The organism is Gorillibacterium sp. sgz306347, assembly GCF_059735245.1.
Window position 1 is genome coordinate 14,709 of record NZ_JCAPET010000003.1, and the last position, 13,226, is coordinate 27,934.

Annotated in this window: 10 protein-coding genes and 1 pseudogene; 9 read left to right on the plus strand and 2 right to left on the minus strand. The window is 55.5% G+C overall.

Annotated features, from left to right (window positions below):
- Positions 1-131 precede the first annotated feature (131 nt).
- The 4 genes from recJ (at position 132) to AC6I6H_RS02765 (ending at position 4,501) form a co-directional block, all read left to right on the plus strand.
- Positions 132-2,567: a single-stranded-DNA-specific exonuclease RecJ gene (gene recJ / locus AC6I6H_RS02750; RefSeq protein ID WP_497950898.1), complete on the plus strand. Its 2,436-nt coding sequence runs from the start codon at positions 132-134 to the stop codon at positions 2,565-2,567.
- On the plus strand, positions 2,564-3,076 hold the full coding sequence (locus tag AC6I6H_RS02755; protein WP_497950900.1) for an adenine phosphoribosyltransferase: 513 nt from the start codon (positions 2,564-2,566) through the stop codon (positions 3,074-3,076). The genes recJ and AC6I6H_RS02755 overlap by 4 nt, the downstream gene beginning before the upstream one ends.
- Before the next feature lie 256 nt (positions 3,077-3,332).
- A complete protein-coding gene (locus AC6I6H_RS02760) occupies positions 3,333-3,824 on the plus strand; it encodes a hypothetical protein (RefSeq protein WP_497950902.1) in 492 nt (163 codons plus the stop codon).
- Positions 3,825-3,838: 14 nt separating this feature from the next.
- Complete coding sequence (locus AC6I6H_RS02765) at positions 3,839-4,501, plus strand: SurA N-terminal domain-containing protein (RefSeq protein WP_497950904.1); 663 nt, start codon at positions 3,839-3,841, stop codon at positions 4,499-4,501.
- Between the two features lie 287 nt (positions 4,502-4,788).
- Here AC6I6H_RS02765 and AC6I6H_RS02770 read toward each other — a convergent pair.
- Both AC6I6H_RS02770 and uraA read right to left on the minus strand, forming a co-directional pair.
- Positions 4,789-5,445, minus strand: a pseudogene (locus AC6I6H_RS02770) (IS256 family transposase); the annotation flags it as partial.
- 260 nt (positions 5,446-5,705) lie between these two features.
- Entirely contained in the window at positions 5,706-7,031 is a 1,326-nt protein-coding gene (gene uraA / locus AC6I6H_RS02775; protein WP_497950907.1) for a uracil permease, read from the minus strand.
- Positions 7,032-7,221: 190 nt separating this feature from the next.
- Between uraA and AC6I6H_RS02780 the strand changes: the two genes are divergently transcribed.
- The 5 genes from AC6I6H_RS02780 (at position 7,222) to AC6I6H_RS02800 (ending at position 12,767) form a co-directional block, all read left to right on the plus strand.
- Complete coding sequence (locus AC6I6H_RS02780; RefSeq protein ID WP_497950909.1) at positions 7,222-9,417, plus strand: RelA/SpoT family protein; 2,196 nt, start codon at positions 7,222-7,224, stop codon at positions 9,415-9,417.
- Between the two features lie 224 nt (positions 9,418-9,641).
- Positions 9,642-10,085 (plus strand): D-aminoacyl-tRNA deacylase, encoded by a 444-nt coding sequence (dtd, locus tag AC6I6H_RS02785; RefSeq protein ID WP_497950914.1) that lies wholly within the window; start codon positions 9,642-9,644, stop codon positions 10,083-10,085.
- A gap of 126 nt (positions 10,086-10,211) precedes the next feature.
- Positions 10,212-10,394 carry a hypothetical protein gene (locus AC6I6H_RS02790; protein ID WP_497950918.1) on the plus strand — a complete coding sequence of 61 codons (183 nt, stop codon included), beginning with the start codon at positions 10,212-10,214 and terminating at the stop codon, positions 10,392-10,394.
- Positions 10,395-10,424: 30 nt separating this feature from the next.
- Entirely contained in the window at positions 10,425-11,027 is a 603-nt protein-coding gene (locus AC6I6H_RS02795) for an SGNH/GDSL hydrolase family protein (RefSeq protein ID WP_497950921.1), read from the plus strand.
- A 129-nt stretch (positions 11,028-11,156) separates the two neighbouring features.
- Positions 11,157-12,767, plus strand: a complete 1,611-nt coding sequence (locus AC6I6H_RS02800; RefSeq protein WP_497950926.1) for a coproporphyrinogen III oxidase — start codon at positions 11,157-11,159, stop codon at positions 12,765-12,767.
- The last annotated feature ends 459 nt before the right edge of the window (positions 12,768-13,226 follow it).

Here is a 13,226-nt window from a genome sequence, read left to right on the forward strand (position 1 = left end):
GGACCGGCAACAAGCGGGCCGCCGCATTCCCTCATCCGGAATGACGGCGGCCCCTTTCGTGGCGGGCGAACGAATAGAGAATAGAGGCCCGACATGCGGCATACTACATAGAAAGAACGGGAGTGAACCAAATGCTGCCTTCCAGGGCAAAATGGACCGTCGGACAAGCGGACGACTCGGCCGCCGCCCGGCTTTCCGCCGAACTCGGGCTGGAGCCGATCGTGGCCCGGCTTCTCGCCGCCCGCGGGTTCCGCACTGCGGAGGAAGCCCGTGCTTTTTTGAACAGCGGCGTCAGCCAGCTGCATGATCCGTTTTTGCTGGACGGCATGAACGCGGCGGTGGAACGGATTCGCACCGCAATCGAGCGGGGGGAAAAGATTCGGATCTACGGAGACTACGACGCCGACGGGGTCACCAGCACCGCCTTGCTGATCCGGCTGTTCCGGTCGCTTGGCGCGGATTTCGATTATTACGTTCCGCACCGGGTTCGCGAAGGATACGGCTTGAACCGGGGGGCGATGGACCTTGCCAAGGCGGCGGGCGTTTCGCTTCTCGTTACCGTGGATACCGGCATCAGCGCGAAGGACGAGGTGGCGTATGCGGTAGAGCTTGGCATGGATGTGGTGGTGACCGACCATCACGAACCGCCGGCGGAGCTTCCCACCGCCGCCGTCGCCGTGGTGAACCCGAAAAAGCCCGGCTGTCCCTACCCGTTCAAGCAGCTTGCGGGAGCGGGCGTGGCCCTGAAGCTGGCGCAGGCCCTGATCGGCCGGGTGCCGGACGAGTGGATTGAAATTGCCGCAATCGGAACCGTCGCCGACCTGATGCCGCTGGAGGATGAAAACCGGGCCATCGTCAAACGGGGGCTGGAGCGAATCCGGTCCGGCAGCTACGCAGGCGTCAAAGCGCTGCTTGACGTGTCCGGCGTGGACCGGACCTCGGCCGACGCCGGGCACATCGGCTTCTCGCTTGCTCCGCGGATCAACGCCGGCGGCCGGCTGGACTCCGCGATGGAGGCCGTCCGCTTGCTGGCGACCGACAACGCGGCGGAGGCGGCGGAGCTTGCGGCCAAGCTGGACGAGCAGAACAAGGAACGCCAGCGGATTGTCGACGAGATCGCCGGGGAAGCGATGGCGATGGCCGAGAAGGCGATGGCCGAGGTTCCATTGGGCCTTGTGGTCGTGGCAAAAGAGAACTGGAATGTCGGCGTTATCGGCATTGTGGCGTCTAAGCTGCTCGACCGGTATTACCGGCCGTCGATTGTGCTCGGCATCGACCCTGCCACCGGACTTGCCAAAGGCTCGGCCCGCTCGATCGCGGGCTTCGATCTGCATGCCGCCCTTACGGAATGCGCCGATCTTCTGGAGCATTACGGCGGCCATCAAGGGGCGGCCGGGATGACGCTGAAGGCCGAGCATTTGCCTGAATTTTCTCGCCGGTTGAACGAGCTGGCCGCCCGCTGGCTGACACCGGAAGATCTCATCCCGGTGATGAAGGCCGACCTGGAGTGCCCGCTGGACGAGCCTCCGCTCCGGTGGATCCGCCAGCTCGAGAAGCTTGCCCCTTTTGGCGTCGGCAATCCGGCTCCCCGCTTCGTATTCCGCTCGCTTCGCGTGCTGGACAAGAAACGGATGGGCAAGGACAGCCGGCATCTGAAGCTGAATGTCGCCCCGCCGGGAGAAGCGACGGGAAAAGGCAGCGTTCAGCTGGAAGCGGTCGGATTCGGGAAAGGCGCCGTCGAGGGCGGAATATCGCCGCTCGCAAAGCTGGACGTGCTGGGCGAATTGTCGATCAACTCGTGGAACGGCACAGAACGGCCGCAGATCATGATTCAGGATATGCGGATTACGGACATACAGGTGTTCGACTGCCGCGGGTACCGGGATAACGATCCCCGCTGGGACGGCCTGGACGTGCATGAGCAGGAATCGGCCATCCTCTGTTTTTCAAGGGAAGAGGCGGTCGCGACCCGTCTTCCGGCCAAAGCGGCCGCACGCGTGACGGTCTGGTACGCGGATACCGACGGAAGCCCGAGGCGGTTGAGGGGAACCGAAGAACCGGAAGACCAGGCCTTCGCCCGGGAAAAACGGATTATCCTGTACTCTCTGCCTCCAACCATGCAGGCGCTGCAGCGGGCCTTGTCCTTTGCCCGCGGGGCCGAGCGGCTTTACGCCGTGTTCCGGGAGCCGGGGAACGGAGAGCCGGACGCGATGCCCGGGCGGGACATGTTCAAGCAGGTGTACGCGCTGGTCCGGCAGGACGATCCTTACCGGCGCAAGGACGCGGACCCGATTGACTACATCGCCAAAAGAACGGGCTTGTCACAAAGAATGGTCAGGTTTATTATGAAAGTGTTTGAGGAATTGTCGTTTGTGGAACGGGTGGAGGGCGGCTACCGCTGCGTCCCGGCTCCGGGCAAACGCGAGTTGAGTCAATCGGTTGCGTACCGCAACCGGCAAGAGCGTGAAGCGGTAGAACAGGAGCTGCTTTACAGCGCGTCCCGCGAGCTTTCCGGTCTGCTAATCGGGATGCTGCGCCATCAACCAACCACGGAGGTTTCGTTATGAATTTTAAAGAGCATATCCGCGTTATTCCGGATTTTCCCCAACCGGGCATCCGGTTCAAGGACATCACCACGCTGCTGGGGAACGGCCCCGTTTACCGGGAGGCGATCGAGCGGCTGAAGCAGCCGTTCGCAGACCGGCAGATCGATCTGGTGGCCGGTCCGGAGGCCCGCGGCTTTGTCGTTGGCGCTCCGCTGGCTTTTTCCCTTGGAGCGGGCTTTGTCCCGATCCGCAAAAGCGGAAAGCTTCCCTACGAATGCATTGAAGCGGACTATGCGCTTGAATATGGGAAAGATAAGCTGGCGATGCACGTCGACGCCATCAAACCGGGCCAAAAGGTGCTCATTGCCGACGACCTGCTGGCCACGGGCGGAACCATCGCCACCACGATCGAGCTGGTCCGCCGCCTGGGAGGCGAAATCGTCGGCGCCGCTTTCCTGATCGAGCTCGGCTACCTGAACGGGCGCGAGAAGCTGGACGGCATCGAAGTGTTCTCGCTGATGACTTACTGATAACTGGGAAAAAGTTTAAAACCTCAAACATACACCAATAGATTGAATTAATGGTGTATGTTTGAGGTTTTTTTATAAGTATTTTTCTACGCACTTATGATTTAATTTTTTATTTGATTGAAAAAAGAAAAAAGTGGTTTTAATATGTTACGATTTACAAAAAAACATTGTCTAACATTAAGAAAGGAGGTCAAGGGCTTGAAGGGTTTATTTTATGGTAGGAAGTTACAGTAAAATGTATAAAGGAGGAAGTAAAATGATCAAAAAGTTAATATTTCCCTTAGTGTTTTTGTTATCTATTCCTTCCATTGTCTACGCCGGGACGGACTCGCATAATACGAGCAAAGCAATTATTCAATACGGTCCAAATGGAGGAATTACTTTCACTATTAGTGCTAAACTAACAACTGTCGTAAGTTATAATTTTTACAACCCAATGTATAACTTTTACAATGCAGATGTTAATATAAGCTCAACCAGTAGCTATGGCATTTCTTCATGCGGGACAATGTTTTCAGTAAGAAATTATATGACACTTGGCTCCACGACGGCTAATCTCTCTGAAACTGGTACCTATTACACAAGTCCTGGAACTACGATTGTGGGACGCAAAACTGCTAGTAATTGGGCTTATAATCACTCAGCTCCCCTAAGCTTAGCTGTTAACAGCGAAGGCTATACTTTGGCTCAAGCGAATCTTTGTTTCGGATCTGGAACTGTAACTGACTCTTGGACTATAAGTCATTAAAGGAGGAGAAGATGATGAAAAGAAGAGTAATTACTGCGATTACTTTTGTCTTGGGTGTGTTTGCTTTAAGTTCTGTGCTTTATGCTAATTCTACAGAGCTTTCAAAGGAACAAATTATTGAAAATACGTTCAAAAAAATTAAAAATTCTATAGAAGCGCAAAGAGTTAATCCAACTATAGTGGAAGGAAAAAATATTAAAATTACTGTGAAAGACTATACTTTTTATAAATTTAATATTGAAATGCTAAATGAGCTGAATGGGGAACAAAATAAGATCTATGATGAGAATGATTTGGTTGATAATATGCTGAAAGAAGAATTAATAGTTAGTTATGCAAATCAAACAGGATTAACAGTCGATGATCAAGAAATTACAAAACTTATAGAGAATGAGAGACAAAGCTTAAGTAATCCCACTTTAAATGATGAAAATAGTAAACTAATTAAGGAAATTATGAAAAATCGAATTGAAATTACGGGACTCTCTGATGATGAATTTTGGAAAAGTGAAGAAATAAGAGCAAATTACAAAAAGGCTATACTAAAAGATAAATTGTTTACTAAACTACTTCATGATAAAAAAATTAGGAATACATTGGATTTTGAAAAAATAAAAGAGGATTTGTTGAATAAGGAGAAAACCACTTATTCAGTAAATTTATCTATTATTAAATAATAAACTATAATGAAAAAGAGGGTGTCCTAAAAGTCTTCATAGATGACTAAAGGACGACCCTCTTTTGCTTTTTGTCAAGACGGATTGTAAAATGAAGTGCGACAGCTAGAAAAACAAAAGGCCCATGTCGGTTTCGTGTAGAATGGAAGTCACCACAACACCATTTCATACACAGGAGAAACCTACATAAGCTACTCCCATCTTAGCATAAGGGTCTGTCAATTGATTTGTGTAAACCCAGTTGAAATATTTTAGTGGATATAAGGGGTGACCCGATCTCCAAAATGGTCGTTTAAGACGCCCAGCCAGAACTTGGCGGACTCGTTCTCGACGACCCACATGCCAAGGACGTCCTTGTGACCCTCGAGATCAATGCCGATCACCATGTATGCAGCCTTATTCACAATCGTATTGTCATGCCGCACTTTATAGTGAATGGCGTCCATGAACACGACCGCATAAACCTGCTGAAGAGGCCGATTCTGCCACTGCTGGACTTGAGGCAGGATTCGATCGGTTACGTTGGAGACGAGCGTTGGGGACAATTCCACGCCGTAGATGTGGTGATAATGAGCCTGAATATCCCGTTTGGACATGCCTTTGGCATACATCGAGATAATCTGATTCTCTAAGCCGGAGAGGTCGTTCTGATGCTTCCGGACGATCTGCGGTTCAAATTCACCGTCACGATCCCGGGGGGTACGAACTTCAATGTCGTCAAGTTCCGTCATGACCGTCTTCGCAGGCATCTTGCCGTTCCGGCTGTTACTCGTCTTCTTGTTCTTCGCATCATGCTTGGCGTAGCCCAGATGAGTATCCAGCTCTGTTTCCATGAACTCTTGTACCGTAGAAGCGAACAGCTTCTTTAACGCATTCTGGATGTCTCCAGCCGTCTTCTGTTCTGTTTCTATCCGCCTTGCCGTACCCCTTATGATTGTCGGCAATCTTACGCTGCCCCTCCGCCAATTATAGCCAACCTGTCCCGCCAACGAATATGAAAAATCGCCGCTCTGCTTCCGTCAACGGAAGTGAGCGGCGCCAGCAGATAAGCCCTGTGGCAACCGTTAGCCTCAGGCTTAGACGTAACGGATAGCTCAGAGGCTCACCTTCACGGCTGGCCGAAATCGGAAAAATGCAAAAAAGCCGGATCAGGAAAGGCGGTATCCTTCCTAGTCCGGCTTTCGTCTTATTGCGCTAACATGCCTTAATGCGCTTCGTTGTCGATCTTCAGCACGCTGAACAGCTTGAACAGCAAGCTCAGAACAATGGCGACAACGGTCGCAAGCGCCATGCCCTTCAGCTCAAAATTGCCCCAGACAAACTTGGTGCCGCTGATGCCGATGACGAGAACCACGGTGGTCAGGATCATGTTGATCGGCTTGTCGTAATCGACTTTGGCTTCGACCAGCATGCGGATGCCGGAGCAGGCGATGATGCCGAAAAGCAGGATGGAGACCCCGCCCATAACCGGGTCGGGAATCGTGGCGATCAGCGCGGAGAGCTTGCCGCAGAACGACAGGACCACCGAGAAGATGGCCGCACCGCCGATAACCCAGGTTGAGTAGACCTTGGTCATCGCCAGCACACCGATGTTTTCGCCGTACGTCGTATTCGGCGTCGAGCCGAACAGACTGGAAAGGACGGTGGAGATCCCGTTGCCCATCAAAGAGCGGGACAAGCCGGGGTCCTTGGCCAAATCCTTGCCGACAATGTTGCTCGTCACAACCAGATGGCCGATATGCTCGGCGATCACGACAAGCGCGGCGGGGAGAATCAGCGCAATGCTGGACCACTCAAATTGAGGAGTGTAGTGGGTGGGCAGCTTGAACCAGGCTGCTTCGGCCACTTTTTGCAGATTGACGAGGTTGGACGCGGCGATGTTGTCGATTTGCAGACTGACCGAGCTGGGCCCGGCGATTTTGTCGATAATGATGGCGGACACATAACCTCCGACGATGCCGATCAGAATCGGAATGATTTTCATAAAGCCGCGGAACAAAACATTGCCGAGAACAATTATTCCGAGGGTGATGAGGGCGACGGCGATTTCTTTCGGGTTCGCCTGCCAGTCAGGTGATCCGTCCGAAATAAACCCGGCCATTCCGGCCGCCGTCGGGACAAGCTCCAGGCCGATAACGGCGACGATCGCGCCCATTGCGGCGGGAGGAAAGACCACGTCAATCCAGCGGATGCCGACTTTGCCGACAAGAAGCGCCACAAGGATAAAAATTAAGCCGACGCCTAGAAAGCCATATAATGCTTCCTCAAACGGTCGGCCTTTTCCAAGAATGACGAATACAGGAGACAAAAAAGCAAAGCTGGAGCCCAGATAAGCCGGGATTTTACCGCGGCAGATGAAAAGGTAAAGCAGGGTGCCGATGCCGTTCATGAGCAAAATCGTTGCCGGGTCAACGCCAAGCAGGTTCGGCACGAGCACGTTGGATGCAAACATGGCGAACAAATGCTGGAGGCTGAGGGGGATGCTGGCGCCGAGCGGCGGCCGTTCGTGGACTTGAATAATGCGTGACAAGCGGGTTCCTCCTTCGATAAAATAGCCGATTTTTCCCTAAAAATATGCCTCGACTATCTTAGCAGAATTCGACGGTACTGCCTAGTGTCTAAATTATGCCCGTTTTCCCCTTGAAATCGACACTATTCTTGACGCCGCGCGGGGCAAGGGGCATAATAAATGCAAACTAGTTATCGGAAAGGGTTTGGCAATGGGCATAGAGCAGCTGATTCAAAAAGCATCGGCATATATAAAGGAAAGCGAGCTCGTCCGCATCCGTGAAGCCTATGAATTTGCCCACCGGGCCCACGAAGGACAACTGCGCAAATCGGGTGAGCCTTATATTCTCCATCCCCTGGCCGTGGCCGATATTCTGCTGAACATGCAGATGGACGCCACCTCGGTGATCGCCGCCCTTTTGCATGATGTCGTGGAGGACACCACCGTCTCCCTGGAGTCGGTCCGGCAGCAGTTCGGCGGAACCTGCGCGTCCATCGTCGACGGGCTGACCAAGCTGGAGAAGATCAAGTTCAAGTCCAAAGAAGAACACCAGAACGAAAACTACCGCAAGATGTTCGTGGCCATGGCGCAGGACATCCGCGTTATTTTGATCAAGCTGGCCGACCGCCTTCACAACATGCGGACGCTCAAATACCAGTCGGAGGAAAGCCAGCGCCGCATCGCGGAGGAAACGCTGGAAATCTTTTGCCCGATCGCCCATCGGCTCGGGATTTCCGCGATCAAGTGGGAGATGGAGGACATCGCCCTCCGCTACCTGAACCCGCAGCAGTATTACCGGATCGCCAACCTCATGCAGAAGAAGCGGACCGAGCGGGAGCAGTACATCGACAACGTCATCCGCACCATCCGGGAAAAGGTGGCCGAAATGGGCATCGAAAGCGACATTTCCGGGCGGCCGAAGCATATTTACAGCATCTACAAAAAAATGTCCGAGAAGGGCAAGCAGTTTAACGAGATCTACGACCTGCTCGCCATTCGGGTTATCGTTGACAATATCAAGGACTGTTACGCAACGCTGGGCATCATCCATACCCTGTGGAAGCCGATGCCGGGCCGCTTCAAGGATTACATCGCCATGCCCAAGGCGAATATGTACCAGTCGCTGCACACCACGGTGATCGGTCCGAACGGGGAGCCGCTCGAGGTGCAAATCCGCACCTGGGAAATGCACCGCACCGCCGAATTCGGGATCGCGGCCCACTGGGCTTACAAGGAAGGCACCATTGCGCACGACGGCACGTTTGAAGACAAAATGAACTGGGTCAGAGAGATCCTGGAACTGCAGAGCGAGGCGCGGGACGCGTCGGAATTCATGGAATCGCTCAAGATGGATTTCTTCTCCGACCTGGTTTTTGTCTTCACGCCAAAAGGAGAGGTTATCGAGCTTCCGGCGGGTTCCGTCCCGCTTGACTTCGCGTACCGCATTCACACGGAGGTCGGGAACCGGACGATCGGGGCCAAGGTGAACGGACGGATTGTGCCGCTGGACCACCAGCTTCAAAACGGCGACATCGTGGAAATCCTCACCTCCAAGCATTCGTACGGACCGAGCCAGGACTGGATCAAGATCGCCCAGTCCTCGCATACGCGCAGCAAGATCAAGCAGTTTTTCAAGAAAGAGAAACGCGAAGAGAACGTGGAAAAAGGCCGCGAGGCCATCGAACGCGAGCTGAAGCGGCTCGGGTTTGAAGTGTCCCCGCTGATGGCGGACGACAAGCTGATGGAGGTTGCCGGCAAGTTCAATTTCAACGACATCGACGACATGCTGTCGGCTGTCGGCTTTGGCGGAATCACGGCCGCGCAGGTGGCGACCCGGCTGACCGAGAAGCTCCGCCGGGAGATGGAGGAAGCCCGAGAGGTCGGGGCGCTTCAGCTCACGGAGGACATGCGGGAGGTCAAAGGCGCGCCTGACAAGGAGGCCAAAAGCCGTCCGACGCACGGCGTCCGGGTCAAAGGCGTGGACAATTTGCTCGTCCGGTTTGCCCGCTGCTGCAATCCGGTGCCGGGCGACGAGATCGTCGGCTACATCACGCGGGGGCGCGGCGTTTCCGTGCACCGCGCGGACTGTACCAACCTTCCCGCCGGAAGCGACGAAGAGGAAAACCGGCTCATCGAGGTGGAATGGGCGGACAGCGAAGAGGCCAATTACAGCGTCGAGATCGAAATTACCGGTCACGACCGCCGCGATCTGCTGCGGGAGGTGCTGCAGGCCGTATCGGAAAGCAAAACGACGATTTCCGCCGTTTCGGGGCGTTCGGACCGCAACAAGCTGGCTTTGATCCACATGACCATTCTGATCCACAACATCGACCACTTGCAGTCCGTGGTCGAGAAAATCAAGCGGATCCGCGACGTTTATTCCGTTCAGCGGATCATGCAGACCTGACGGATTCGTTTCGGGGGCATCTGGAATTCGGAAATTTAACCGGTTGGCGTCAACTTCGCGGCGGACCGCCTTTTTGGGCGCCGCTGCGGGGAGGACGCTTTTTTTGCGGATCACGAAGGGTGATTGGGGTGGAGAGAGGCCGCAGTCTTGGGGCGTTCCAAGCTGTGTTCCGGCGATTCGGCTAGAAACCAATTTTGCAATGAAGCGAGGAGGAGCGGCAACGTATGCGTTTGGTGGTCCAGCGCAGCAAAGAAGCAAGCGTAACGGTAGACGGCAAGGTGGTCGGCTCCATCGACCGGGGGCTGGTCCTGCTGGTTGGGGTCACGCATGAGGATACGGAGAAGGACGCCCGTTTTTTGGCGGACAAAGCGGCGGGACTGCGGATTTTTGAAGATGCGGACGGCAAAATGAACCTGTCCGTTCAGGACATCGGAGGCCGGATTTTGTCCGTTTCCCAATTCACGCTGTACGGCGACGCCCGGAAAGGACGCCGTCCGAACTTTATGGCGGCCGCGCGGCCGGAGCATGCGGAAACGGTGTACAACCGCTTCAACGGCTTTTTGCGCGAAAACGGGCTGATCGTGGAGACCGGCGTCTTCGGGGCCATGATGGACGTGCAGCTGGTCAACTGGGGGCCGGTGACCATTCTGCTCGACAGCCGGGAGTAGCCTGATATTTCCCCGGAAATGGAGGCTGGGAATCTCCGTTTGCCGGGCTGTCCCTTCCTGCGGGCGGGAATGCCGTCCTGTGCCGCCGGGTAAGCTACCTCCGATAACATTCGGAGGTGAGCGGTTTTGCGGCGTTCGGGCACGGAAATCCAGATGCAGGCGGCCGGCGGACAATTGGCCGGATACGGAAAAAGAGAAGCTTCTATGCGGGGCGACTGCCCGCTTCGCGAGGTGTTTACCGAGAGCCACGGCGAAGCCTCCGGGCTTCGGGGAACCGTCTGCGGAAGGTCGGGGCGGCCGGCAAGATAACAGTTTTCCCGGCCGGCGGGATGCGCTAGAATGGGGGAGTACGTAAAATTCCATTTTACGGAACGACAACAGCGCGGGGTGAACATTGTGAAACGGATTTTGCTGCTGGGAGACTCGATTCGAATAGGGTACGAGCCCTTCGTCCGAACCGCATTGGAAGGCAAAGCGGTTGTAACGGCGCCGGAAGAAAACGGACGGTTCGCGAAGCATACGCTTTGGGGCGTCAACCTCTGGATCAAAGAGCTGGGAACGCCGGATATCGTCCACTGGAACAACGGCTTGTGGGATCTGCACCACGAACCGCCGATGATCGAGGCGCTTACTTCGCTGGAGGAATATGTGGAGACGATCCGCCGGACGCTGAACGAGCTGCAGCGGACGGGAGCGAAGATTATTTTCGCCACCACTACGCCGGTTCCCCCGGATGCGGCGGGCCGCAGCAACGCCGAGATCGACCGGTATAACGAGGCTGCCGTGAGGCTGATGGAGAGGCAGGAAGTGCCGGTAAACGATCTGAATCTGCTGATTAAACGGAACATGCACTTCATATGCGAGGACCGGCTTCATCTGACCGAGGAAGGCAGCCGCAAATGCGCCGAGCAGGTCGTGGCGGCCGTTTCCGCTTATCTGTAAAACCGAGGGACTTTTCCAAACCCGAAGCGGTAGGGTTGGGGGAAGTCCCTTTTTCATTGCGCTTCGGACATGGTACAATAATGGCTCCGCCGCTTACTTTGATTCTGGCGGGACGAAAGGAAAAGGGCCATGAAGATATACGTCAACCGAACCGGCTTTGCCGATCACCATATGGAACTGTTCCACTTGTTCAAACAATTTTACGCCGATGCCGAGCTCGTCTACGCAGAGGAAGCGAAAGCGGCGCCGGGCGCGGCCGGCGCCGGGCTGGCCGTTCCCCCTGCCGCCGAAGATGGAGAGCCGTTCGAGCTGGCGCTTGAGCTGGATGTGCGGGACGACGGCGTCTCGGTCACCGTCGCGGCCAGGCTGGACGAGCTGCCGGCAACCGGCCGCCGCAGCTTTCACACCGCCCATGAACGGCCGCTTCCGGCTGAAGCCGAAGACCGCCGGCGCACCGTCAAGCGCTCGGTCGGTTTTGCCGTCACAAAGCTGCTTCAGGAAGCGACCGGCATCGTTCAGCCTTGGGGCATTCTGACCGGCGTGCGGCCGACCAAGCTGCTGCACAACCTGCTCCGGGTGCACCAGCCGGAGGAGTGCGTGCGTATTCTGCGGGAGGATTATCTTGTCACGGAAGAGAAGGCCCGGCTTGTTACCGGCATCGCCCGGCGCCAGCTGCGCGTCATTCCGGATTTGTTCGCGCTTGACCGCGAAGTGAGCCTGTACATCGGGATTCCGTTTTGCCCGACCAAATGCGCTTACTGCACCTTCCCGGCTTACGACATTCGCGGCAATAACGGATCGGTGGAGGAGTTTCTGGAAGGGCTGCACTACGAAATCCGCGAAACCGGCCGCTGGCTGCGCGAAGCGGGGCTCGGGATCACCACGCTGTATTGGGGCGGCGGCACGCCGACCAGCATCGAGGCCGAGCAGATGGACCGTTTGTTCGAGGAGCTGTGGCGTTCGCTGCCGGGCATGGACGCCCTGCGCGAGTTGACCGTGGAAGCGGGCCGTCCCGATACCATTACGCCGGACAAGCTTGCGGTCCTGAACAAGTGGGGCGTCGACCGGATCAGCATCAACCCGCAAAGCTTTACGCAGGGAACGCTCGACACCATCGGCCGCCATCACACGGTCAAGGAAACCGTGGAGAAGTTCAAGCTGGCCCGGGGCATGGGAATGACCAACATCAACATGGACCTGATCATCGGCCTTCCCAACGAAGGCCCTGAGGAATACCGCCATTCGCTCGCCGAGACCGAAAAGCTGATGCCCGAATCGCTGACGGTGCATACCTTGTCGTTCAAGCGGGCCTCCCGCATGACGCAGCACAAGGACGACTACCGGGTGGCGGAGCGTGCGGAAGTGGAAGAAATGATGCGGATGACGACGGAGTGGACCCGGACGCATGGTTACGAGCCTTATTATCTGTACCGGCAAAAAAACATCCTGGGCAGCCAGGAGAACGTCGGCTATTCGCTGGAGGGCATGGAAAGCCTGTACAACATCGTGATGATGGAGGAGCGGCAGACGATCGTCGGCCTTGGCTGCGGAGCCGTCAGCAAGATCATGAGCCCGCTGGAAAAGGACGACGAAACGGGCCAGCAGCCGATCGAGCGGTTTCCGAACCCGAAGGAGCCGGTCGCGTACATCAACACGTATAAGGATTATACGGAGAAAAAGCTGGCGCTGTTGGACAAAGCGTATGGCTTGGCTTCCGGCACGAAACAGACGCAGGCCTGAAAAGGCGGGATTGTGAGAAAGCGGACGTTCGCGGATCGGGAAACACGGGATTTTAATGCTTTACCGATTGGTAGCGTTGAATTGTAACCAAACTGTAATGTTCCGGTCATCGTTCTTTAATGAACTCCGACTATACTGATTGACATGACCCCCTTTTCAATAATAGACTTGAACCCCGCGGAGACGTACCGCGGGCTTTTTTTTGCCCGAACGGTGCTTGACTTTGCCGAATCGTGCATATAGACTAACAATAACTGACTTTACAGCTGCACAGAACCGATTTGATGATGGGAAAAAGTACTCCGAAACCGGCCTCTCCAGAGAGGAAGCCCTGGCTGCAAGCTTCCGTGGCGCATTCGGACGAAAGACCTCCCGGAGAACCGGCGGCGAGACCCGAAAGCCTGCTGGCTTAGCGGAAGTAGCCGTCTGGCGGACAACCGGACGTTACCCGGTCATGAA